Genomic DNA, 24336 nt, shown 5'->3' with positions numbered 1-24336 from the left:
AAGTATAATGAAAAAAATATCTCCCAGTCTCACTCTTCTAGCTCTAGCAATTAATGCTTTTGCTATCGGTTCAACCGAATTTATCAGTGTTGGTTTAATGCCAATGATTGTCAACACCTTTAATATTAGTTTATCTCGAGCAGGTTTAACCGTTTCTCTTTATGCTTTAGGGGTAACGGTTGGTGCTCCCTTATTAACTATTCTTACAGGAACTTGGAATCGAAAAACTTTGATGGTTTCGATTATGGGTCTCTTTATTCTTGGTAATTTACTGTCAGCTTTCGCTCCAACTTTCCTTTTACTTTTAGTAGGACGGGTTCTTGCCTCACTTGCTCATGGTATTTTCATGTCAATTTCCACAGTCATTGCTGCTGATGTTGTTCGACCTGAGAAAAGGGCCTCAGCAATCGCCCTCATGTTTACAGGACTAACCGTTGCTACTGTCATTGGTGTTCCTTTAGGGACTTTCATTGGTCAGCACTCTAACTGGCATATGTCATTTGTTTTCATTGTTGTCATTGGCTTAATTGGACTGATTGCTACTAGTATTCTTGTTCCAAAAGGGCTTCCAATTCCCGGAAAAATTAATTTAAGTGGGCTTGCTAGAATTTTTACTAATAAATCAATTTTAATGTCTCTTTTTATTACCGCTTTTGGTTATGGAGGAACTTTCGCGGCTTATACTTATCTTACACCAATCCTTGAAGGAACTTTTAGATTTTCAGCAAGTACAGTAGTGATTATTCTGGTTGCTTATGGTGTGATGGTTGCCATTGGTAATTCACTAGGTGGACATCTAGCAAATAAAAATATCCTACCTGCCCTTCAAAAAATGTTTGCAGCATTAGCTTTGAGTTTACTTTTTCTTTTTATCAGTGCAAGTTTAGCTTCGCAACCTTTGGGATTGATTGCAACTTTACTTTTGGGCTTGTTTGCCTTTATGAATGTCCCTGGTTTACAGCTATATGTTGTTCAATTGGCAGAGAAATTTACGCCAAAAGATATTACTTTAGTTTCAGCTTTTAACATTGCAGCTTTCAATGTTGGAATTACTTTAGGCTCATTTGTTGGAGGACAAATTTCTAGAGGCTCAAGTGTTGGCTTTACTCCACTTGGGGGAATCATTATCATTCTCCTTGCAATGTTCCTCATTCGTTTGGCTCAAAAAGACCAAGCAAGTAAATTATAATAAGTTATAAAAATACTCTCTGAAAATTATTCAGAGAGTATTTATTTTAGCTATTGTTTAAAATTCATAGTTTTCAAAGTAAACTTCAAGACTACGTTTATAAGAAGTCGCCGCATTTGATAATAAATGTCCACGATGCTTGACTAAAATCAAACTATTTCCATTGTCTCCCTCCATAGGGACAACTGTTACATTATGGACGCTCTCTTTATCAATAAAACCAAGACCTGTTGCGTAGGCATCTGTCCGTTCTAAAATTCCATTTAAACTTGCACGGTCAGTGACGTTATAAATCAAGGTATTTTCAAAAGTCTCAACCAAATCTTCGGAATAGTAAAGAAACTGTTCATTTTCTTGTGTAAATCGCACACGATCTAGTGGTTTTAAGTCATCATCTGAAATTCTTTCACGTTGAGCTAAGGGATGGCCTTTGCGAATATAGATATGCGTTTGCGATAAGAAAATTTCTTCGTAATCTAATTCAAGTTTATTGAGCATTCTTAAAATCCCTGAGCGATTTTGTTTATTGAGATAAACCACTCCGAGTTCACTGTGCCCTTGCGCCACTTCTTGCAAAATATTATAAGTGGTTGACTCAAAAATTCTAAAATTTTTGATTTCAGGATTTTTCTTTGCAAATTCCACTGCAACTGGTGCTAGAAAATCATAATGTTGACTGGCAACTGAGAAAGTCTTATCAGACTCTTTTGGCTTAGAATATTTTGATTCAAAAGTTTCAAAATTACGTAAAACAGTTTGTGCTTGTTCATAAAAACGTTCGCCTTCAATAGTTAAAGTCGCACCTGTATTTGTTCTCTCAAAGATTTGAAAACCGAGTTCTTGCTCCAAGTCTTTAACCGCAATCGACATTGAGGGTTGACTAACAAAGAGTTGCTCTGAAGCCTCACGAAAAGTTCCACTATTAGCAATGGCGACGACGTACCGTAATTGTTTAATATTCATGTCATAAAGTCCTTAATTTTTTACAAAAAAGTGTATAAGTTGATTATACACTTTTTCTTTTTATTTTGTAGCTTTAATGATAGCGTCAGTGTAGAGTGACAGCTCTTTTTTAGCCGCTGTTGGCCCGCCAAAGAAGTAAACTTTGTCGTAGTCCATCGTAATCACATGTCCTTCTTTAACTGCTTTGAGGTTTTGCCAAGCTGGATTATTTTTTAATGCGGCATATTGTTCTTTATCTTTCTCTGCAAAGTCAATAAAGATATAGTCTGCATCAAATTCGCCTAAGCTTTCAGTATTTACTTCAGCATAACCTACGCCTTTTGAGAGTTCAGCCATTTTGCTTGATTCTTTAAAACCTAAACCAGTCGTTAAGGCTTGACCGCCACGAGCAAAATTGTCACCGAAGGCATAAACCTTATCTCCTTGAAGTTCAAGAAGTGAAATTGTATTTTTAGCTGGTTTAACATCAACCTTTGCCAATTTTTCTTTTTGTTTATCGGCTTCTTTTTTAAAGCTTTTAAGGAAACTTGCTTTTTCATCTTCGCGATTAAGGAGTTTAGCGAAGTAATCCAATGATTTATTCATTCCTGAGAGGTCTTTATAATTGACAAGAACAGTAGGGGCTACTTTTTGATAGTCTGCCACTTGGTCTTTATCAACTGTGATAATCAAATCAGGATTTTGAGCAATCAATTTTTCCATATTGAATTTTGGTGCTCCTAAATCAACCATATTCTTCTTTTGGTCTTTTGATAAGAAGGTATTTGGGAAGGCCCATGAATCTGTTCCAACAACATTTGCACCTAATGAAGCAACTTCATCTGGATAATTTTGAACAGCAATACGTTTAGGATTTTTAGGAACTTTGACGTCCCCATTTAAAGCATGAAAGGTCACTTTATCATCGCTTGATGTCGCTTTTTTTGATGATGAATTTGATGAACAGGCAGCTAAAGTAAGTAAAGCTCCTGCAGCGATTAGGGTTGTGAGTACTTTTTTCAAAAGATTCTCCTCTATTTTTAGGCTATTTTTAAAAATAAGCCGATATTTTTTTATAAGAAATTTACTAAAAGTAAATTAATTTCTTAAACTTTTTGAATAAGATAAATATAGTATGGAGCGCCAATAAAGGCAACTACAAAACCTAAAGGTAAACTTGATGGCGCAATGATTGTTTGTGAAATAATATCAGCAAAAGATAAAATAATCATACCAGAAAGCGCGGTGGCGATTAAACTTTTTCGTGATTTAAAACCAACGATTTCACGAGCAATATGAGGGGCAATTAAACCAACAAATGCTAATCCTCCAACCAATAAAACACCGACAGCTGCAAAAAGGAGCGCTAACAAGTAAAGATAGATTTTCGTTTTTTGAACTTCTAATCCTAAAGTAGTTGCCATTTCTTCGCCTAGTGAGAGGATTTCAAGTTTTCTTAAGAAAAATGGCAAAATAATCAAGCCAATTACTAACAAGAGAACACAAATGAACAAATAAGTGCTTCCCGTTTGCCAGATATCTCCTGACAGCCAAACTGCAACTTTCTGAAAGTCAAAGGCATTGACTGAAAGTTGACCAATAGTGATTAATGCTTGGAAAAAAGCGGTAATTGCAATTCCTGTCAGTAAAACCCTGACAGAAGAAACTTGCTTTCTTAAGGCAAAAAAATAAATTAAGACAAATGAAAGAAGAGCACCTATTAAAGCAAAAATAGGATAGGAAAAATTCCAAAGGCCTGTCAGCTTAAAATGGTCAGCAATCAGTAAAAAAGCAACACTTCCTGCCGAAGCACCAGAGGTTATTCCAATTGTTCCGCTATCAGCTAAAGGATTTTCTGTAATATTTTGGATAATAAAGCCTGATAAGGAAAGAGCAATTCCAGCTGACAGGATTGTTATCAAACGAGGAAGACGAAAATTAGGAATTAGGATTGATAGAATTTGAGGATTTGTTGAAAATTGCGTTAAATCAACCACTATCAAAACCAAAAGCAGGACAAAAAGTAAAGTGAATTTTCTTTTCATTTTATTTCGCCTCCTTTGTAATAACCCAAAGAAAGAAGGGAGCGCCTAAAAGCATGGTTAGACTTCCTGCTGGAAATTCGTAAGGTTTAAATAAATTTCTGGCTATCAAATCAGCTAAAACAAGCAATAACATTCCTGTCAGTACTGACAGAATTACATTTTGCCAAAAATTAGCTCTGACAAGCTTCTTGGCAATATGTGGAGCAATCAAACCGACAAAGCTGACCACCCCAACTGAGGCAACAGTTACACCAGAAGCCAGCGCAACTAAAAACATAATGACTAAACGAACAAAATTGACAGAAATCCCAAAAGATTGAGCAAGCTCATCACCAAAATTCAATAAATAAATTTGTTTTGAGAATAAAAGCAAGAGGATAAGAAAAATAAGACTTACTACTGCCATTAAAAGAACTTTAGTATTAGTTATTCCTGAAAAAGAACCCACAATCCAGCGAAAATAGGCCTGTGTATCATGACTGGCAAAAGTCAAGGAGCTGGCCAAACTAGTTGCAAAAAGTCCAACTGACGTTCCAACTAGCACAACTTTTAATGGCTGAAAGTGCGTTCTCGCAGTCAAAAGCATGACGACGGCTAAAGCAATAAATGCTCCTAGTGATGAAACCAGAACTGAAATCCCATCATTTGTTGACCAGCCCAAAGTTAAAATGAGTGATAAAGCCAAACTAGAACCGCCAGAAATCCCTAAAGTTGCCATTTCAGCAATTGGGTTTCTAGTCATAATTTGAACAATAAATCCACTGACAGATAAGAGAAATCCTGTGAGATATAGACTTATTAATCGTGGAAATCTTAATTGTAAGACCATTTTATTTACTAAAAGTTCTGTCAGAGGAACATTTTTATTTCCAAGCATCAGGTATATTACTGACAAAAAAAGCAAAGAAAAAACTAGGGCAAAAAAGATTGTCAGAAAATGTTTTTTAGGCATCTTTCACCCCAGTAATCATTAATTTTTTGGTAAAGGTATCACATCCTAAAGTGACATCTAATCCAAAACATTCTTTCAGCGTTTTTTGAGTAAATAACTCATCAACAGTTCCTTCTTCAACCACTTCTCCGTCTTTAACAAGGACTAGATTGTCAGCAAAACGAGCGGCATGGTTCAAATCGTGAATGACGTAAACAATGGTTTTATTTCTCTTTGTCGCCAAATCTTTTAATAAACATAAAATATCTAACTGATGAGCTAAATCTAGATAAGTCGTTGGTTCATCTAATAAAATAATCTCACTATCTTGAGCTAAAATCATCGTGATAAAAACTCTTTGTTTTTGTCCGCCAGAAAGTTCTGATATCTTACTTTCTCGAATGTCCCAAATCTTTGTTTCTCTCATCAATTCTTCTATGAACAAAATATCTTCTTTTGAGAGACGTTGTTGCATTAATTTTTGATGTGGGAAACGTCCTAAACTGACAAGTTCATAGACTGTAATATCAGCTGGGGCAGTAATTGATTGAGGCAAGAGCGCTAAAATTCTAGCTATTTCACGATTAGAATGTTGACTTAAAGGTTGATTATCAAAGATAACCTGTCCATCCGATTTAATTAAACGTCCAAGCGCCTTTAAAATCGTTGATTTTCCAGAACCATTGACTCCAATAATAGCTGTCGTTTTTCCTTTTTCAATCGACAGCGTTACGTTTTTCAATACCTGCTCTTTTCCATAAGACACATTGATATTTTTCGCACCAAAATACATCGTTTTCTTTCCTTTTCACAACGGTTGGTTGATAGTTAAAAAGCTCATCAACGGTTGTCCCTAGGGTTTCTGCAAGTTTGAAAGCAAGCGTTAACTCTGGGTCGTATTTGTCATTTTCAATCGCATTAATTGTCTGACGCGAGACGTGAGCGATATGTGCGACATCCTCTTGTGAAAGATGAGATAATCGGCGCAATTCACGTATTTTATTTTCCATGTTTTTCCCTTCTAATTCTTTTGGAAGTTCTTTTTTAAGATTTAATTCAAATTTTACTAGCTTTTGCAAACAATTGGCTTGTCAAAAGTTTTTTACAAGTCCTATTATGCCATTTTCCACCCATTTTTGCAAGATAAGAAAAAAGCAGAAAACCTGCTTTTTTCTTAATGAAATGGATTAAAAAATCGGCCCTGATTTACAAAGAAGAGAAGAATAACAATCGCCACTCCTAAAAGCGCAAGCAAGATAACCAAGTAATCTTTAACATTCAAAGGTTGATAAGAATACCAACTTCTTTTCTTCTTTTTACCAAATCGTCTAAGCTCCATAGCTGTAGAAATAGTATCAATTTGTTCCAAGCTGGAAAAAATTAAAGGGAGTAACAATTGAACATTTAATTTTATTCGCGAAAAAAGTCCTACTTTTTTTGATAAATCCATTCCTCTGGCCTGTCCAGCATTACGGATTGCTAAAAATTTTTCTTGCATATCAGGAATATAGCGCAGTGCTAAGGAAACCGAATATGAGGAACGATAAGGCAGACCAATTTTATTTAAACTACTGGCAAATTGACTCGGATTAGTAGTTAAGATAAAGAGTAAAGCGAGCGGAATGGTTGAAAAATACTTCAAGACGAGATTAAAAAGGTAAAAAAGTTCTTCTAAAGTAAGAGGTCCCCAAAGGATTGTTTTTGAATCATAAAGTCGCGCACCATATCCAGGGTCAAAAATAAATACAAAAAGCAGATTTAAAATCGCAAAAATTGCTGCAAATTGGGCAACCCTTTTTACTGATGAAAAAGGAATTTTAGAAAAATAGAATAAAATTACCGAAAATAAAGCAACAAAAGCCAAATATCTCGTATCATAAGTCACCATACTGCTGATAGAAATTAATAGAAAGAAAAGGAGTTTTGCTGTTGCATTCAGTTGGTAAATAAAAGAATTTCCAGCTTGATAGCCTAGAACACTAAGTTGATTATTCATGCTTTAATCTCTCCTGATTCTGAAAATTGATGAAAGCTTTTGTCAGTAAAACGGGATTGGTATCCGTTTGTCTGGCAAGTTGATAAAGGCTTGGTTGACTTAAATTGCCCATTTTTACAAAATCTTCATTTTCTAAAATTTGATAAGGACTGCTGTCAGCAATAATTTTCCCGTCAGCAAAAACAAGGGTCCGGTCACTATATTCTGTAATTAAATACATATCGTGTGTAATCATAATCATTGTTAAATGAAGACGGCGGTTAAGTTCGTCAAGAAAATCCATGATTTCCCGATAAGATTGTAAATCCTGAGCAGCTGTTGGCTCGTCAAGGATTAAAATTTCAGGTTCTAGTATTAAAATACTAGCAATCGTTACTCTTTTTTTCTGACCATAACTCAAGGAAGAAATTGGCCAATTTCTAAAAGGATAAAGCCCACAAACTTTCAAGATTTCTTCAACTTTATCTTGAATCATTTTTTCATCAACATGACGGAGTCGTAAACCAGCTGCTACCTCATCACTGACAATATTTTGCGAAATCATCAGATTTGGATTTTGCATAATATAACCAATTTTTGCCGCACGTTCAGAAATAGAATCAGCAATAATCGATTGCCCTCGGTATAAAATTTCGCCACTCGCTTCAACAAAATGACAGAGTGCATTGGCAAAGGTTGACTTACCAACTCCATTTTTCCCGACAATTGAAATTTTTTCTCCTTCTTGAACTTCTAAATTAATACCTTTTAGAACTTCATGTTGAGCAAAATTTACTGATAATTTTTTTACTGACAGAATATTATTTTTGCTGACAGCTTTGTCAGTAAATTTATAAGTGTCTAAAAAATCGGTCAGTAAATTTTTTGCTAACAGAACTTCCAAACTTTTTAGGTCAGAAAAATCTGTCAGTAATTCTGTAGCATTTGCAGCTTTCAACGCTGAGAGATAGAGAGGCTCGCGTAATGAATTTTCATTAAAAATTTCTGTTTTTAATAATTCAGCAGGACTTCCAATTGCAACAATTTCGCCGTCATTGACCACGACAATTTTATCAATGCCAAGCGGTAAAACTTCTTCAATTCTGTGTTCGATGATAATCGTAGTAACTTCATTGTTTTCATGAATATCCTTAATCAAAGCCATTGTTTCTAAGCAAGTTTGCGGGTCCAAATTGGCTAAAGGTTCATCAAAAAGCAAAATTGGCGATTCATCAATCAAAACACCAGCTAAAGAAACCCGCTGCTTTTGTCCTCCCGACAAATCTTGGGGGCGATGATTCAAGAGTTTATTTGTTTCTGTTTTGTCTGACCAATAGGCCACTTTACTGACCAGTTCATCATGAATCAGACCATCATTTTCCAAAGCAAAAGCAATATCCTCAGCAACGCTCAAACCAATAAACTGGCCATCAGTATCTTGCAAAATCGTCGACACCTTTTCAGATAATTCAGCAATTGAAGTCCCAAAAGGCAAACCGGCAATTGAGAGTTCCCCACTTGCTTCTCCTTTATGTAAATGAGGCAAAATCCCATTAAGACAAGAACCAATCGTTGATTTACCTGAACCAGAAGGACCGACAATCAGTACTTTTTCCCCAGGAAATATTTCCAAATTAATCTTTTTTAAAGTTGGATTTTTTTGTAAATCATATTTAAATGTAAAATCTTTGAACGAAATTAAGGCTTCCATTTTTATCCTTCTTTTTAGAGATACTTTATTTTTTGTGCTTTAATAAACCGATACAAGCGTAAAAGCAGCAAATATTTGCTGCTTTTATTTTAGCATATCTGGAGCTTTTTATTCTTTATCGAGTGAGCCAGATTTGGTTCTGGTAGCAGCATAGAGTTTGAGTAGTAAAGTTCCTGCTACGGCAATAGTCAATGCATTTACTAAACCAGCAACAATTCCTTGTGTGAAGACCTTATTTGCCGGTTCACTATAAACTAAAACATCCCCAATTGGAGCAATAATTCCCCAAACTACGACATTGGCTAAAAATTGAACAATATTAAAACGAATGATTTCTTTATTTCCAAAAATTCCTTGAGTCAAAGTTTCTCTTTTGACTCCAAAAGCTAGAAATAAGCCCATCAAACCTGAGCCTAAAACCCAAGTCCACCAAGGCGCACCATAGAGAAATGAATCTTTAAGGGCATGACCAATAAAACCAATCAAGAAACCAGCTAAAGGGCCAAATAAGGCTGAAAATAGAGCAAGGACCGCATATTGCAATTGAATACTTGTATTTGGAATCGGTGTAGGAATATTAATTAGCCAACCAATAATCACAAACAAAGCAGCCCCAATCCCAGTGGCAACAACAATTTTTACAGAGTTATTTTTCATTGTTTCTCCTTTTTAGAAAATATTTTTATCTAAAATTATTTGATAAATTATCGATGTGAAACCCGTCTAGCTAAGAAATCACCAACAAGCTGAACCAATAATACAAAAATCAAGATTAAAATGGTTGCAAACCAAGTCACATCATTGGCAAAGCGATTATAACCATAAGAAATAGCCGTATTTCCTAGTCCACCAGCTCCAATCGCACCAGCCATTGCAGTCAAACCAATCAAGGAAATTAAAGTAACGGTTGAAACACGAATTAAACTAGCTAATTCTTCTCGAAGATAGACCGTGAAAACAATATCGAGAAAATCAGCTCCCACCGTTTGAGCCGCTTCAACTTTTCCATGGTCAACAGACTCAAGCGAAGCTTGAACTTGTCTGGCATAAAAAGGAGCCACTCCTAGAGCCAATGGAACTAAAGCCGCAGTAACACCAATCTGCGTCCCCACCAAAATTTTAGTCAAGGGAGCAATTGCTGCTAATAAGATAATAAAGGGAAAAGCCCGTCCGATAGAAACAATTTTATCTAAAATCCAAAATAATGGTCGATTAGGTGTAATTCCATCTTCAGCAGTCACGACAACACCAATTCCAAATATCAATCCCAATAAACCACCAATAAGTGCTGAAATAAATGTCATATAAAGCGTTTGAACAATTGCTGTCCACCACCCCGTTTCACCTGTCCATCCTAAATAAACCACATTAGGAAATGTATGTGCAAACCATTCTGCCATTAGTCTACCGTCCTTTCAATTTTACCTAAAACTTCAAATTTTAAATGTCTTTCAACAAAATATGCCTTTGCGGCAGCCCGATGTTCACTTGAACCTTTTAAGGTCAAAACTAATGAACCAAAAGGTTGTCCTTGAAGTAACTCAACATTACCATAGAAAATGTTAGTTGTTACATCAAATTTTTTCGTAATATCAGAAACCACAGGGTCTTCAAGCTCTGATCCTGAATAATCTAAGTGAATTAATTCTTCGTCATCTGCTAATTGTGCCAGAAGTTCTGTTCTAGAAAGACTGGCAATAAAACGATTGACCGAACTTGTTGTTTCAATAAATTGTTTCGTTAAAGCTTCTTTAGGTTGTGCAAAAATATCAATCAATGAATTTTGTTCAATGATTTCACCATTTTGCATAACAGCTACTTTATTAGCAATTTCCTTAACCACTTGCATCTCATGTGTAATTAAAACAACTGTGATTCCTAATTTTTCATGAAGAGATTTAAGTAAATCTAAGATTTGATTGGTTGTTTTTGGATCAAGTGCTGATGTTCCTTCATCTGAAATCAAAATCTCAGGGTCATTAGCAAGCGCACGCGCAATAGCAACTCTTTGTTTTTGTCCCCCAGAAAGCTGAGCTGGATACTTATCAGAAAGCTCTTCTAAATCAACCAATTTTAATAATTCGGTCACTTTATCCGTTTTTTCCTTTTTTGTAAGATAACGTTTTTTCCCGTTTTTATCTTCAATTTGGCTATGTTGTAAAGCAAAAGCCACGTTATTAAAAACGGTTTTTTCACTTAAAAGATTAAAATGTTGAAAAATCATCCCAATCTTTTGACGAAACTCACGTAATTTCGCGCCAGTAAATTTTACAGGATTTTCACTATCAAAAATCTTCTCACCATTAATCACAATTTGACCTTTGGTCGGTTTTTGAAGGAGATTAATGGTTCTGACCAAAGTTGATTTACCAGCTCCAGAATAACCAATTACTCCATAAATATCCCCTTTTTCAATGTGTAAAGTAGCATCTTTTACTGCTGTGACTAATCGTCCTTTCTGATGAAATTGTACAGAAAGATTATTTAATTCAATAATTGCTGTCATCTTGTTTTCCTTTATCTTTTTTCATTCTCTGTCAGTACTGACAAAGTTATTTTCTCTTTTGTCAGTACTGACAGAAAATCTCGTCTCTGACGAGTTTTCTTAGTTACAATTTTAAATTCCAAGCGGGGAGTTCTCCACCATCTGGATATTCTTTTTTAATGGTATCAGCGATATTTTTTTGCTCATAAGCCTTGACCACTTCTTTATAAACTTTATTATTTTTATCAGACTGATTTGCCGCAATAAAATTAATCCATTGAGCTGAATCTTCATTTAAAGGTTCTTGATAGATTGATTCTTTCTCAGAAATTTTTGCTGAAATAGCAAAATTATAATTAATAACTGCTGCAGCAACAGAATCAAGCGCACGTGGGGTTTGACTTGCATCAATTTCTTTGATAATTAAGCCTTTAGGATTATCTCTGATATCTTTAACCGTTGCTAATGCTCCTCTAGAAGTATCAAGTTTAATGAGTCCTGCATTTTTTAAAACATAAAGGGCACGACTTTCATTGGTAACATCATTTGGGATAGCAATCGTACTTTTATCAGGAATTTCCGTTACATTTTTATACTTTGTCGAATACAAATGAATCGGCGTAATAATTGTATCACCAATTGATACGATATTTCCATTATTAGCTTTATTCCATGATTTCAAGTAAGCGTAATGTTGAAAGGCATTGAGGTCCACTTCATGGTTAGCCAAAGCTTTATTGGGCTGATCTCCGTCAGTAAAATTGACAAATTTTAAAGTAATCCCAAATTGGTCTTTAGCATTTTTTTGAACTTGTTTCCAAATGGCATCTTCTTGTTTTCCACCAGGCATCAAACCTATTTTTACGATTTTACTGACAGAAGTAGATTTGCTCTTTCCCTGTCTTAAAGTAAAAGTGATTAGACCCACGATAATAACCAGCAAAAGCAAACTTCCAAAAAGAATTTTTCGATTTCTTGGATTCATAAATAAAACCTTTCATTTTCAAAGTTTCAAGTTCCAAGCTGGCAATTCTCCGCCATCTGGATATTGTTCTTGGATTGCTTTTTCTGTCGCTTTTGAAGCATAAGCCTTGGCAACTTCTTTGTAAACTTTATTATTTTTTTCTTTACTTGTCACAGCAATAAAATTAATATACTGAGCAGAAGTTTTGTTGAGAGGTTCCATATAGACAGACTCAGAATTTGGCAAGCTAGCTGCTGTTGCATAATTATAGTTAACCACTGACAAAGCAACAGAATCAAGCGCACGCGGTGTTTGGCTTGCATCCACTTCTTTGAATTTCAATTGATGCGGATTTTCTGTGATATCTGGCAGACCAACTAATTTGCTAGAATCACTTGTTGTCAATTTAATCAAACCTGCACTTTGGAGCACGAACAATGCCCGACTTTCATTTGAAGCATCATTTGGTATTGCAACGGTTGACCCTTCTTTTAAATCTGTCAATTTGCTGACTTCTTTTGAATAAATGTGCATTGGTGTAATATAAGTATTTCCTACTGCCACAATATCACTCTTATGTGCTTTATTCCAAGTTTTCACATAATTATAAGATTGAAAGGCATTGACATCAATATCTCCCGAAAGAAGTGCTTCATTAGGTTGATTATAATCAGAAAAATAAACAAATTTTAGCTTTAAATCATATTTTTCTTTGGCGGTTTTAGCTACTGATTTCCAGACCTCTTGATCTTGCTTGTCCCCACTCATGATTCCAACCTTAACTGTTTTTTGAGCGGTTGATTTTTTACTTGCTTGATGATTTAAACTAAAGAAAGCAACCAAAGCAACAACGATAATCACTGCAAGTGCAACAATAATATTTCTATTTTTCGGATTCAAATTTTCCCCCAAATTCTACTGAATACTTATAAAATATTCTATTTCACAAGTGTTCAGACCTTCTTTGAACGATAAGCCTCTCAATGAAGAGAGACTTATTTGAGTATTAAAAACAATTATTTTAATTTCAAGCCCCACGCAGGAATTGTACTCTTGTCCGGATAAGCTTTAGCAATAGTTTTTTTGGTTGCTTCTGTTTCATAAGCTTTGACAACATCTTTATAAACAGTGTTGTTTTCATCTTTTTTATTAGCAACAATAATATTAATCCATTGTTGGCTATCTTTATTAACTGGTTCTGTAAAAATGGCATCAGATTTCTTTAAACCAGCAGTAACGGCATAATTATTATTGATAACTGCTGCATCGACTGAATCTAAAGCACGCGCAGTTTGTGAAGCATCAAGTTCTTTAATGACCAAATTTTTTGGATTTGATGTGATATCTTTGACCGTCGCCAGTGTTTGACCAGAAACATCCAATTTAATTAATCCCGCAGACTTCAAGACATAAAGGGCACGACTTTCGTTAGAAGCATCATTTGGTACCGCAATGGTCCCACCCTCTTTGATATCTGAAATATTTTTGAGTTGTTTTGAGTAAACACTGATTGGCGAAATCACTGTATCCCCAATCGCCACTAAATTGCCATTATTTGCTTTATTCCATGCTTTTAAAAAAGCATAATGTTGAAAGGCATTTAAGTCAATATCGCCATTTTTCAATGCTGTATTTGGCTGAGTATAATCCGTAAAGTGTGTAAATTTCAAAGTAATTCCATATTTATCTTTAGCAGTTTTAGATACCGTTTGCCAAATGCTGTCATCTTCTTTTGTTCCTGTCATTATCCCAATTTTCACTGTTTTATTTACCGTTTTATTTGCTTGAGATTTTTGACCAAAGCCGATAAATGCAGCAATAGCTACAATAACAACAACAATTATTCCAATAATTATATTACGATTTCTAGGATTCATAATCTTCTCCAATTTCTACTGACCAAACCGTTCGTAATCAGTTTGAGTCTTCTGTCAGTAAAATTTATTAGCCCTAAGGCAGAAATTTCTAAAGTAGAAATTTCCAAAGTTTTCACCTAACCGTTACTTTTTAACGAAATTACTTAGTCGAGTTTTAATCCCCAAGCAGCAATTTTTCTCTTATCAGGATAAGCTTTCTCAATTGCTTTTTTCGTTGCTTCAGTTTGGTAGGCTTTGACAACTTCTTTATAAATTTTGTTATTAGCATCTTTTTTATTTGCAACGATAATATTAATCCACTGCTCGCTATCTTTGTTTACAGGTTCAGTATAAATAGACTCTTCAACCGTTAATTTTGCTGTTGTTGCAAAATCGTCATTAATTACTGCCGCTGTAATTGAATCAAGCGCACGCGGTGTTTGTGCCGCATCTAATTCTTTAATGACCAAATTTTTTGGATTTGAATTAATATCTTTAACCGTTGCAAGTGTGTCACCTGAGACAGAAAGGCCAATCAAACCAGCATTCTTCAAGACATAAAGTGCGCGACTTTCATTTGAAGCGTCATTAGGTACTGCAATTGTATCTCCTGATTTAATTTGGCTCAATGAAGTAATTTTTTTAGAATAAAGGCGAATGGGTGAAATTGTTGTATTACCAATTGCTTTCAAATCACCGTCATTAGCTTTATTCCAAGCATTCAAGAAAGCATAATGTTGGAAGGCATTCAAATCAATATCGCCGTTTTTCAAAGCTGTATTTGGTTGTGTATAATCTGTAAAATGAGTGAATTTTAAAGTAATTCCATATTTATCTTTAGCTGTTTTAGAAACAGTTGACCAAATGGCATCATCTTCTTTTGTTCCTGTCATTATTCCAATATTCACAGTTTTATTTGCCGTTTTACTTCCACCAGATTTATGATTAAAACCGAAAAATGCAGCGATAGCAACAATTACAACAACAATAACGACAATTAAAATATTTCTGTTTCTTGGATTCATTTCTTCTCCCTTTTTTCTAATTGATTTATTTTTCAAAATCAATTATTCCCCTTTTGATAAACTTTTTACATCTATTAGAAAAATTAACCGTGCACCTGTTAATTTTTCTAAATCTAAACAAATTCTTCAAGATAAAGCGCTCATGCTAAATAAAAATAGCTCATTTCATATAAAGAAACGAGCTATATCGTGGTACCATTCTTGATTTAAGCACTTTTTAGTTCACTGAAAATTTTCAGGTCCCAAAGGCAACTTTCAAGTTCAATAACGAGAACCATTCCGTCAAGAGCTTAGTTAAACCTCACTCTTGCTACGCTTATCAAGCCATTTTCATTGCTTCACTCAGGCTTGCTCTCACCGCTACAAGCTCTCTGTGCTGACCTTCACAATTACTTACTCGACCGCTTTTATTTTGTCCGAATTTGTGTATAGACTTATTCTAACAGACTTTCGTTTTTTTTGAATTATTGATTTTTTATGTTGCCTTAAATATTTTTTAAGTTTAATTTATAAAATAGATTAACAATCTTAAAAAAATGCTTTTCAACTTAAAATGTGCTAAACTTAATGAGTAAAAATAAATATTTGCACAATGGGTCTATTGACAAAACTGTCAGTAGCGAGAAATACCATCTGACCTGATCTGGGTAATGCCAGCGTAGGAATGTGTTAAGACAAATGTCTAATTTCTAACCCTCCTTTTGTGCGCATCAAAAAGGAGTTTTTTTATGTCTAATTCTAAGTTCAATGTCCGTTTGTTAACGGAAATTGCCTTCATGGCGGCCCTCGCCTTCATCATTAGTCTTATTCCAAATACTGTTTATGGCTGGATTATTGTTGAAATCGCCTGTATCCCAATTCTTATTCTCAGTTTTCGTCGCGGCCTAACAGCTGGACTTGTCGGTGGATTAATCTGGGGAATTCTGTCAATGATTACTGGACACGCTTATATTTTAACCTTGTCTCAAGCTTTTCTTGAATATCTCATCGCCCCTGTTTCACTTGGAATTGCTGGACTTTTCCGCCAAAAAACAGCCCCTCTAAAACTTGCACCAGTTCTTTTGGGAACTTTTGTTGCTGTTCTTCTTAAATACTTCTTCCATTTTATTGCCGGAATCATTTTCTGGAGCCAATACGCTTGGAAAGGTTGGGGAGCCGTGGCTTATTCTCTTGCCGTCAATGGAATCAGCGGAATCTTAACGGCTATTGCTGCATTTGTCATTTTGATCATTTTCGTCAAAAAATTCCCTAAACTTTTCATTTATAGCAATTACTAATAAAATCTGTCAGTAACTTTTACAAAAAATAAAATCTGTCAGTAAAATTACTTTATCTTGTCAGTCAGCACAAATTCTTCTATAATAAAGCTATGTCTAAAAAGCAAAAATTAAAGAAAACACTTGTAGAACAAATTCTTGATAAGGCAAAAATTGAGCATACTGGACTTGCTATTAACGCTTTAGAAAGTAATAGCCTCCCTGAGGATATCAGTCGCAGTGATATTTATAAAACACTAGCACTAATCGGCGATAAAACTGGCCCTGTCATTGGCATTCTTCCACTGACAGAGCATTTATCAGAAAAAAAATTGGCCAAAGTTTCGGGCAATAAAAAAGTAAGCATGATTCCTCAAAAAGACTTGCAAAAAACGACAGGTTATATTCACGGTGCAAATAATCCTGTGGGGATTTGGCAAAATAAAAAATTCCCAATTTTTATTGATTCTATTGCCTTAGAGCACGACTTTATCGTTTGTTCAGCTGGCGAAGTTGGGCGTAGCATAAAAATCGCTCCTAAAGTCCTTGCTGACTTTGTTCATGCTCAATTTGTCGAAATTAGAGAATAAAATTACTGACAGAATTTCTGTCAGTAATTTTTTGTTTATTAGAGCAAGAGTTTGCAAAAATTCTTCTTTTTTAGTATATTTTATTTTATACATAAAACAAAGGATTCTTAATGCAAAATACAAAATTATATTCTTTAACCCTAATTGCTCTTGGTGCAGCAATTATTGCGGTTCTATCTCCTCTGTCTATCCCAATTGGTATTGTGCCCGTCACCTTACAAACACTTGCCGTAGGACTTGTTGCCACAGTACTAAAAGCGCGTGAAACTTTTTTTGCTATCTTACTCTATCTCCTGTTAGGATTTATTGGAATTCCCGTATTCACTGGAGGGACATCAGGAATTGCGGTTCTTTTTGGTCCAACAGGTGGTTTTCTAATTGCCTTTTTAATAATGGGAACCCTTATTTCTTTTGGCCTTCATCAAATTAATTATAAGACCATCCCTGCTTTTATCATAAATATTGTAGGACACCTGCTTATGTTAGTTATCGGAACATTGTGGCTCAAATTTTTTATCAATGTCGACTGGTCATTGGCCTTAAAGCTTGGATTCACACCATTTGTCATTGTTGAAATTATTAAAGCTGTCCTTGTCACTCTCTTTGGCTTAGCACTTATTCGTGCACTTTCTCACACAAATAAATACTTTACAAACTAAGGCAAAACCGATACAATTAGTCTATGTTTATAAAAGTACTTATGGCGCTTTATCCCCTTATTGTCTTTATTGCATTGGTTTTCATTTTCAAGTTTTTTAGACTTCGTCACTTAACCAATCGCAAACTAAAAATTCCAGATGTTTTTACAATATTTCTCATCTTAGGGATGCAAATTTTTTCTAAAAATGTTACAAGTATCAGCATCATTCCATACTACCTGCTAATCATTTCTGGCTTAGCGCTTGTTTTGTTGTTGCTTGATTTGCTTTATTATAAACAATTTACCTATCGTCGCTTTTTAAAACTCTGGTGGCGCTTGACCTTCTTTATTACTTTGATTATTTATCTTATCCTTATTGTGATAACATTTACCCATTAAAAAAAAGCCCTGAAATCTCAGGGCTTTTATTTATTTCCTAATTCTTTTAAGAGAACACCAAATTCTTCTTCAGATAAAGTAATTCCTTTACCCATTTTTTCATGGTCAGGTGACCAAGTACGAATGTCATATTTAGGTTCAGCATCATTCCAAGAAACACGATTTAATTCTTTACGCCAACCTTTTGCATTTTCAGAGAGAACAATCAATTCTTCAATGATTTCAAATTTTAATTTATCAGCCATCTTATTTCCTTTCTCATTAGTCTATACGAAAATAAATCACTTTTGTCACTCTTCAATCAATTGAATATCTACACCAACAGCAGTCAATTTTTCAATGATGTGGTCATAACCACGTAGGATAAACTCAATATTAGAGATTTTTGTAGTTCCACTGGCAATAATTCCAGCAGTAACCAAAGCCGCACCAGCACGTAAGTCAGTTGCTTGAACACAACTACCAGTTAATTCATTAGGAGCGTCATAAATAATTCGATCGTCTAAAACAGAAATATTAGCACCCATACGAGCTAATTCAGGGACATGATTGACACGTTTTTGATAAATCGTATCAACAATTGAACCACGACCTTTTGCTTTCAATAAAAGTGGTGTAATTGGTTGTTGCAAATCCGTCGCAAACCCTGGGTAAGGAACAGAAGTAATATTGACTGACTTTAGATTTTCTGATTTATGAACTTCAATACTATCTTCACGAATGGTCAAACCTACACCCATTTCTTCAAGTTTAGCAATGAAAGATTCCAAGTGTTCATAAATAACATTTTCAATGATGACACCATCTCCCATAGCAGCAGCTAAGGCAAGATAAGTTCCTGCTTCAATACGGTCAGGAATCACTGTATGTTGAGCTCCATGCATTTCATCCACTCCAGTAATGCGGATAATGTCAGTTCCAGCTCCTCGAACTTGTGCGCCCATATTATTTAGAAGTGTCGCCACATCAATAATCTCAGGTTCACGGGCAGCATTTTCAATGATAGTTAAACCTTTTGCACGACTAGCAGCAAGCATTGTATTAATTGTTGCCCCAACGGAAACAACATCCATATAAATGGTTGTTCCAACTAATGAATCACCAATTACTTCTAAGTGCTCAGCTTCTTCTTCTTGAATCTTCTTAGCCCCTAGAGCTTTAAAGGCTTTATCATGTAAATCCGTTGGACGAGGGCCTAAATCACAGCCACCAGGCAAGCCTACTGTTGCCTGACCAAAACGTCCCAAAAGTGCCCCATTGAAATAATAAGAAGCACGTAAAGAGTTGATTTTTCCATAAGGAAGGGGACGAGAAACAACACTGCGTGTATCAATCACAAGTCGTCCTTCTTCAAGATTTCGTTCAATTTTTGCTCCCATGATTTCCATGATTTCGACTAAACTTGCGACATCAGAAATATCTGGAACTCCTTCAAGCGTTACAACATCGTTAGCTAAGATAGTTGCTGGAATCAAAGCGACTACTGAATTTTTTGCGCCAGAAATTGGGATGGTTCCTGAAATACGCTTCCCACCATTAATTACTATTTTTTTCATATTATTTCAAAATCACTTTTCACATTTTTATTGTCTTAAAAAAATTATATTTTTAAGAACCGCTCTCTATTTTAACATTTTATAGTAGTTTTTCATAGACTTTTTTATCTAAATAAAAAATCACAGCTAAAATTTTAACTGTGATTTTATTTTCCATTGCTTAACTGAATAATCTCTTATTCAAAAACAAATTGATTGTGATAAAGTTCAGAGTAGAAGCCACCTTGAGCAACGAGTTCATGGTGATTTCCTTCTTCGATAACTTCACCATCTTTAAGAACAACAATCTTATCTGCATTAAGAATTGTTTTCAAACGGTGAGCAATAACGAATGAAGTACGACCAGCAATAGCAGCTTCCATCGCCCATTGAATTTGTTGTTCAGTTACTGTATCCACATTTGAAGTTGCTTCATCCAAAATCAAAAGTTCTGGATTTGTCAAAATGGTACGTGCGATAGAAATTTGTTGTTTTTGACCAACTGAGAAGACTGATTCATCATCCGAAACATGTGTTTCGTACTTGTCAGGCAAGCTATCAATGAAATCATGAATGTGAGTTGTCTTAGCCACTGTTTCAATTTCTTCTTGAGTAGCATTTGGTTTACCAAACTTGATATTATCAGCAATCGTTCCATCAAAGAGAACAGACTCTTGCAAAACAATTCCGACATTGGAACGTAAGCTATCTAAATCAAATTCACGAATATCAGTTCCATCGAATTTAATCGCTCCACCATTAACATCGTAGAAACGGTTCATCAAGTTCATAACTGTTGTTTTACCTGAACCAGTCGGACCAACGAGGGCAACCATTTGTCCTTTTTTAACATCAATATTAACTTTTTTGAGGACTGGTTTTCCTGGAAGATATTCAAAATCAAGATTTTCGATTTGAATTCCGTCTTTAATCGTATCAAATTTCTTACCATTTTCAGGACGAACTTCTTCTGGTTCATCAAACATGACATTCAGACGAGTTGCCCCTGTGATGGCAAGTTGAAGCTGACCAAAGTTTGATGAAATTTGCATGATTGGGTTGTAGTAACTTTGAACGTATTGAACAAAGGCAACCAAAAGCCCTAAACCTGTGGCAATTGACATGCTATCATCGTTAAGAACATAGGCCGTTCCACCAAAGATAACAATGGCAATTGATAAAAGTTGGAAACCATTCATCAATGGGAAAATCATACCAGACCATGCTTGAGCAGCAAAGGTACGTTTTTTAACATTTTCGTTATGTTCCAAGAATCCATTAATAGAATCTTCTTGTAAACCTTCAACGATAATTGCTTTTTGCCCAGAGATTTTTTCATCCATATAGGCGTTAAGTTGTGAGACTTCTTCTTGTTGTTTGTCTGTTGCTTTTTTCGATTGACGAATGATAATAACAGCAGATAAAATGGCAACTGGAGAAGCGGCAACTGTCAACCAAGCAAATGTCACATCTTTATTGAAAATCTGGATAATGACACCCACAAAGACCGCAGCATTTGAAATTACTGAAACGAGTGCTTGGTTTAAAGTATTTTGAATGTTATCCAAGTCAGATGTGAAACGAGCAAGGATATCACCATCTTGATGACGGTCAAAATATGAAATTGTCAAACGTTCAAGTTTACCAAACAAACCTTTACGCATGCGATTTGTTGAATGAGCAACGATACGGCTAAAGAGCAAGGTATAAATCAACATTGATACACCTGTTGCTACATAGACTGCAAGCAATTGCCACATTCCTTTCATGAATGTAGAAGTGCTGGCTGCATGTGAAGTTGCCACTGTTTTAAGTGTTTCTAAAGTTGTTCCTTTAGGAAGATTAGCAGTGATTTGGTCTTGTGCTGCTTGTGGCAAAGATTTCACAACTTCAGGAACATTGTGCCAATCTACTGTTTGGTGCATTTGTTGGCTTAATTGTTGAGCAATTTGTTGTAGTGCATCTTGGGATTGACCAGCATGTTGATGTGTAAAGAAGTCAGTCACATATTTAGTCAAATTAGTGATGGCATCCCCCAAAAGTGATGGAGAAACAACCTGTAACCAAGTTGCTAAAATGATGAAAATCATAATTACAGCAAATTGGAGTTTATATCTTTTCAGATAGAGGTAAAAAAATCGGATGGCACGTGTGGTGTCAGACATTTTTCTTGGTGATTTGGTATTTTCCATGTCTTAGTCCTCCTGTGCTTTCTGTGTGTTGTAGATTTCTTGGTAAATTTTATTCTCAGCAACTAATTCTTGGTGAGTTCCTTGACCAACAAGTTTTCCTTGGTCAAGAACCAAAATATTATCTGCATGAACCACTGATGAAATCTTTTGAGCAATAATAATTGTGGTTGTGTCTTTAAGGTCTTTATTCAAAGCTTCTTGAACAAGTTTTTCAGATTTAGCATCAAGGGCTGATGTTGAGTCATCTAAAATTAAGACATTTGGATTTTTAACAACTCCACGTGTGATTGAAAGTCTTTGCTTTTGACCACCTGAGAAGTTATTTCCGCGTTCTTCAACTTCAGAATCATATTGACCATCTTTAGTTGTAATAAATTCTGCGGCTTGGGAAATGCGTGCAGCACGAGTCATTTCTTCATCAGTTGCATCGGCTTTCCCCTGTTTAATATTTCCAGCAATTGTTCCTGAGAAGAGAATGGCCTTTTGAAGAACAATAGAAATATTTTTCTTCAATGTTCCACGACTAACTGTTTTAAGATCTTTTCCACCAACTGAAACGGTACCTTCTGTTGGGTCAAAGAGTCTTGGAATCAATTGTGCCAATGTAGATTTACCAGCACCAGTCGCTCCGACAATCCCAACCATTTGACCAGGTTCTACTTCAAAGCTAATATCTTTAAGCGTTGGTTCTTCATCATTAGGATAAGAGAATGACACATGGTCAAATTTGACAGAACCTGAAAGAACTTCGTCTTTAGCATTTTCATCAAATTTCATGGCTGGATCAGTATTTAACACTTCATTAATACGTCCAATTGATACCATACCACGTGAAGCAAACATTGAAATCATACCACCCATGATAATGGCAAACATAATCATTCCCATATAAGTCATGAATGTAGCAATCCCACCAATACTATCTTGGGCAACTGTTGTTGACTCTGTTACAAAAGTTGAAACAAAGTAAATAGCAAGCCAAATTGCTCCTTGAGCAATTACAGTAAAGAGTGGAATCATTGCTGAGAAGAGTTTTCCTACTGCCCAGTTATGATCGTAAAGTTCATCAGAAGTTTCATCAAAATCTTTAATTTGATTTTTTTCTTGAACGAATGATTTAACGACACGTGAACCACGCAAGTTTTGTTTAGCAATGGCATTAATACGGTCCATCAATTTTTGGAAAGCCATAAAGTGAGGACCCATGCGTCCCATTAAAACGGCTGTGACTAATACGATTAAAACAATTAAAAGAACTGTAATCCACCATAATCTTGGAAGAGTTGTGATAGAAAGAACAACCGCACCAATCAAAAGGACTGGAATCCGCATCAAAATTTGGAAAACCATCATCATCAAGTTTTGAACTTGTGTGACGTCATTTGTCATCCGAACAACAAGGTTTCCTGCATTGAACTTTTCAACATTTTCATAAGAAAATGTATTGATTTTTTTGTAAGTCGCTTCACGAACGTCTGCTCCAATTTCTTGGGCAATTCGTGCGGCTGAAAGTGTACTAAAGATGGCAAAAATTATTCCTATCCCAGCAACAATTAAAAGCTCAACTCCATATCCTGAAACCTTGTCAGCCATTTGATGACGGCTATAAGTTGTTGATGACATTACGGTCATAATTCGTTTCATGATTTGGGGCTGGTAAAGCTGTACTCCTGCATAAACAAAGGTTGAAAAGATTGAGAATAAGGCAACCCATTTATGCTTCATGATTGATTTGAAAATCATAAAATTCCTTTCTAGAGTAATAATGTAAATAAGTTTACATTAAATTGAATTTTCAATTTCATTTTACTTCAAAATGATTTCAATAAATTTTTTGAGAAAATAATTATAACATTATTTTTTTTAGTAAACAAGCATTAATTGTTAATGCTGTTAAATATTACAATAGTTAGTTTCAAAAAAGATAAACTAACAAAAATATTGTAACGCTTTTCAAAGTTTAAGTCAACAATTTGCGACGAATATTTTTTACCTTCATCCCTTATTTAGTAACTTAAATTTTAATTGGAAATTATTTATTAGATTCATCTTTTTTATTTGCTTCTAAATTTTCAATAATTTCATCGACTCTAGACCAAGATTCAAAAGCAAGTCGCATATTTTCATGACCAATTTCTGTCAAGCGGTAATATTTACGACGGCCCCCTTGGCTTTCGTCTCCCCAATAAGAACTGATAATCCCATCCTTTTCAAGTCGTTTAAAGATTGTATAGAGCGTGGCTTCATTAAGCTCCATTTCTCCATTTGATGCTTCCTTGACTTGCTTGATAATGCCATAAACATAATTATCCCCTTGTTTTAAGACATTGAGCAAAATGACATTGGTTTGGGCGCGTAACATTTCCTTTGGTATTTCTGCCATTCTTTTTCCTTTCTATCATTTTAAACAAAGTATATTATACTTCACATTACTATGTAAGTCAAGGTACTTGAACTTTTTATATAATTTTTTTATTTTTGACTGCTTTCGATTACATTAATATAGTAGAAAGTGGGCATTTTTATATAAATTAGCCAACCCTTCTTTTTTATTTATATTTCGTGAGCCCTTATTATAAAAGCATTTTTTGCCAATAGATA

Annotated in this window: 25 protein-coding genes and 1 riboswitch; of the genes, 5 read left to right on the top strand and 20 right to left on the bottom strand. The window is 35.0% G+C overall.

Going from position 1 to position 24336, the window contains the following annotated elements:
- Positions 1 to 7 precede the first annotated feature (7 nt).
- Positions 8 to 1189: an MFS transporter gene (locus ACRYLU_RS01670; protein WP_445081107.1), complete on the top strand. Its 1182-nt coding sequence runs from the start codon at positions 8 to 10 to the stop codon at positions 1187 to 1189.
- Positions 1190 to 1246: 57 nt separating this feature from the next.
- On the opposite strand, the gene ACRYLU_RS01665 is transcribed toward ACRYLU_RS01670, so the two are convergent.
- From ACRYLU_RS01665 to ACRYLU_RS01595, 15 genes are all read right to left on the bottom strand, one after another.
- Positions 1247 to 2152: a LysR family transcriptional regulator gene (locus tag ACRYLU_RS01665; protein ID WP_038599066.1), complete on the bottom strand. Its 906-nt coding sequence runs from the start codon at positions 2150 to 2152 to the stop codon at positions 1247 to 1249.
- 60 nt (positions 2153 to 2212) lie between these two features.
- Positions 2213 to 3154: an iron-hydroxamate ABC transporter substrate-binding protein gene (locus ACRYLU_RS01660; RefSeq protein WP_038599064.1), complete on the bottom strand. Its 942-nt coding sequence runs from the start codon at positions 3152 to 3154 to the stop codon at positions 2213 to 2215.
- An 83-nt stretch (positions 3155 to 3237) separates the two neighbouring features.
- Positions 3238 to 4176: a FecCD family ABC transporter permease gene (locus ACRYLU_RS01655; RefSeq protein ID WP_012897185.1), complete on the bottom strand. Its 939-nt coding sequence runs from the start codon at positions 4174 to 4176 to the stop codon at positions 3238 to 3240.
- A 1-nt stretch (position 4177) separates the two neighbouring features.
- Positions 4178 to 5128: an iron ABC transporter permease gene (locus ACRYLU_RS01650; RefSeq protein ID WP_058204942.1), complete on the bottom strand. Its 951-nt coding sequence runs from the start codon at positions 5126 to 5128 to the stop codon at positions 4178 to 4180.
- A complete protein-coding gene (locus ACRYLU_RS01645; protein ID WP_014570376.1) occupies positions 5121 to 5900 on the bottom strand; it encodes an ABC transporter ATP-binding protein in 780 nt (259 codons plus the stop codon). The genes ACRYLU_RS01650 and ACRYLU_RS01645 overlap by 8 nt, the downstream gene beginning before the upstream one ends.
- Positions 5824 to 6117 (bottom strand): helix-turn-helix transcriptional regulator, encoded by a 294-nt coding sequence (locus ACRYLU_RS01640; RefSeq protein WP_010905285.1) that lies wholly within the window; start codon positions 6115 to 6117, stop codon positions 5824 to 5826. Before ACRYLU_RS01640 ends, ACRYLU_RS01645 begins: the two co-directional genes overlap by 77 nt.
- A 164-nt stretch (positions 6118 to 6281) precedes the next feature.
- Positions 6282 to 7103, bottom strand: a complete 822-nt coding sequence (locus ACRYLU_RS01635; protein WP_029344812.1) for an energy-coupling factor transporter transmembrane component T family protein — start codon at positions 7101 to 7103, stop codon at positions 6282 to 6284.
- Complete coding sequence (locus ACRYLU_RS01630) at positions 7096 to 8793, bottom strand: ABC transporter ATP-binding protein (RefSeq protein WP_445081106.1); 1698 nt, start codon at positions 8791 to 8793, stop codon at positions 7096 to 7098. The genes ACRYLU_RS01635 and ACRYLU_RS01630 overlap by 8 nt, the downstream gene beginning before the upstream one ends.
- A 108-nt stretch (positions 8794 to 8901) precedes the next feature.
- Complete coding sequence (locus tag ACRYLU_RS01625) at positions 8902 to 9450, bottom strand: ECF-type riboflavin transporter substrate-binding protein (protein WP_012897180.1); 549 nt, start codon at positions 9448 to 9450, stop codon at positions 8902 to 8904.
- A 47-nt stretch (positions 9451 to 9497) separates the two neighbouring features.
- A complete protein-coding gene (locus ACRYLU_RS01620) occupies positions 9498 to 10193 on the bottom strand; it encodes a methionine ABC transporter permease (RefSeq protein ID WP_003131669.1) in 696 nt (231 codons plus the stop codon).
- Entirely contained in the window at positions 10193 to 11299 is a 1107-nt protein-coding gene (locus ACRYLU_RS01615) for a methionine ABC transporter ATP-binding protein (protein ID WP_003131670.1), read from the bottom strand. The genes ACRYLU_RS01620 and ACRYLU_RS01615 overlap by 1 nt, the downstream gene beginning before the upstream one ends.
- Positions 11300 to 11402: 103 nt before the next feature.
- Positions 11403 to 12263, bottom strand: a complete 861-nt coding sequence (locus ACRYLU_RS01610; protein ID WP_003131672.1) for a MetQ/NlpA family ABC transporter substrate-binding protein — start codon at positions 12261 to 12263, stop codon at positions 11403 to 11405.
- An 18-nt stretch (positions 12264 to 12281) separates the two neighbouring features.
- On the bottom strand, positions 12282 to 13142 hold the full coding sequence (locus ACRYLU_RS01605) for a MetQ/NlpA family ABC transporter substrate-binding protein (RefSeq protein ID WP_195362603.1): 861 nt from the start codon (positions 13140 to 13142) through the stop codon (positions 12282 to 12284).
- Between the two features lie 116 nt (positions 13143 to 13258).
- Entirely contained in the window at positions 13259 to 14119 is an 861-nt protein-coding gene (locus tag ACRYLU_RS01600; RefSeq protein WP_003131676.1) for a MetQ/NlpA family ABC transporter substrate-binding protein, read from the bottom strand.
- A 143-nt stretch (positions 14120 to 14262) separates the two neighbouring features.
- Entirely contained in the window at positions 14263 to 15123 is an 861-nt protein-coding gene (locus tag ACRYLU_RS01595) for a MetQ/NlpA family ABC transporter substrate-binding protein (RefSeq protein ID WP_021722387.1), read from the bottom strand.
- 582 nt (positions 15124 to 15705) lie between these two features.
- Positions 15706 to 15805: riboswitch (TPP riboswitch) on the top strand.
- A gap of 46 nt (positions 15806 to 15851) precedes the next feature.
- Here ACRYLU_RS01595 and thiT point away from each other — a divergent pair.
- The 4 genes from thiT (at position 15852) to ACRYLU_RS01575 (ending at position 18008) form a co-directional block, all read left to right on the top strand.
- Positions 15852 to 16400 (top strand): energy-coupled thiamine transporter ThiT, encoded by a 549-nt coding sequence (thiT, locus tag ACRYLU_RS01590; RefSeq protein WP_038599042.1) that lies wholly within the window; start codon positions 15852 to 15854, stop codon positions 16398 to 16400.
- Between the two features lie 92 nt (positions 16401 to 16492).
- On the top strand, positions 16493 to 16969 hold the full coding sequence (locus ACRYLU_RS01585; RefSeq protein ID WP_015425787.1) for an aminoacyl-tRNA deacylase: 477 nt from the start codon (positions 16493 to 16495) through the stop codon (positions 16967 to 16969).
- A gap of 110 nt (positions 16970 to 17079) precedes the next feature.
- Positions 17080 to 17628 (top strand): biotin transporter BioY, encoded by a 549-nt coding sequence (locus ACRYLU_RS01580; protein ID WP_269888126.1) that lies wholly within the window; start codon positions 17080 to 17082, stop codon positions 17626 to 17628.
- A gap of 23 nt (positions 17629 to 17651) precedes the next feature.
- Positions 17652 to 18008, top strand: coding sequence for a DUF3397 domain-containing protein (locus ACRYLU_RS01575; RefSeq protein ID WP_015425786.1), 357 nt, complete (start codon positions 17652 to 17654; stop codon positions 18006 to 18008).
- A 26-nt stretch (positions 18009 to 18034) separates the two neighbouring features.
- On the opposite strand, the gene ACRYLU_RS01570 is transcribed toward ACRYLU_RS01575, so the two are convergent.
- The 5 genes from ACRYLU_RS01570 to ACRYLU_RS01550 form a co-directional block, all read right to left on the bottom strand.
- Positions 18035 to 18253, bottom strand: coding sequence for a YdbC family protein (locus ACRYLU_RS01570; protein WP_003131683.1), 219 nt, complete (start codon positions 18251 to 18253; stop codon positions 18035 to 18037).
- Positions 18254 to 18298: 45 nt separating this feature from the next.
- The gene (locus ACRYLU_RS01565; protein ID WP_012897169.1) at positions 18299 to 19564 is read right to left on the bottom strand and encodes a UDP-N-acetylglucosamine 1-carboxyvinyltransferase; all 1266 of its coding nucleotides are present in this window, start codon (positions 19562 to 19564) and stop codon (positions 18299 to 18301) included.
- 176 nt (positions 19565 to 19740) lie between these two features.
- The gene (gene lmrD / locus ACRYLU_RS01560) at positions 19741 to 21735 is read right to left on the bottom strand and encodes a multidrug efflux ABC transporter LmrCD subunit D (RefSeq protein WP_081043177.1); all 1995 of its coding nucleotides are present in this window, start codon (positions 21733 to 21735) and stop codon (positions 19741 to 19743) included.
- Positions 21736 to 21738: 3 nt separating this feature from the next.
- Positions 21739 to 23460 carry a multidrug efflux ABC transporter LmrCD subunit C gene (lmrC, locus tag ACRYLU_RS01555; RefSeq protein ID WP_445081362.1) on the bottom strand — a complete coding sequence of 574 codons (1722 nt, stop codon included), beginning with the start codon at positions 23458 to 23460 and terminating at the stop codon, positions 21739 to 21741.
- A 307-nt stretch (positions 23461 to 23767) separates the two neighbouring features.
- Positions 23768 to 24118, bottom strand: coding sequence for a PadR family transcriptional regulator (locus ACRYLU_RS01550; protein ID WP_003131688.1), 351 nt, complete (start codon positions 24116 to 24118; stop codon positions 23768 to 23770).
- Between the last annotated feature and the right edge of the window lie 218 nt (positions 24119 to 24336).

The sequence above is a fragment of the Lactococcus sp. KTH0-1S genome, from assembly GCF_052544945.1.
Note: the sequence above shows the minus strand (reverse complement) of the source record. Positions and strands in the feature narration are given on the sequence as shown.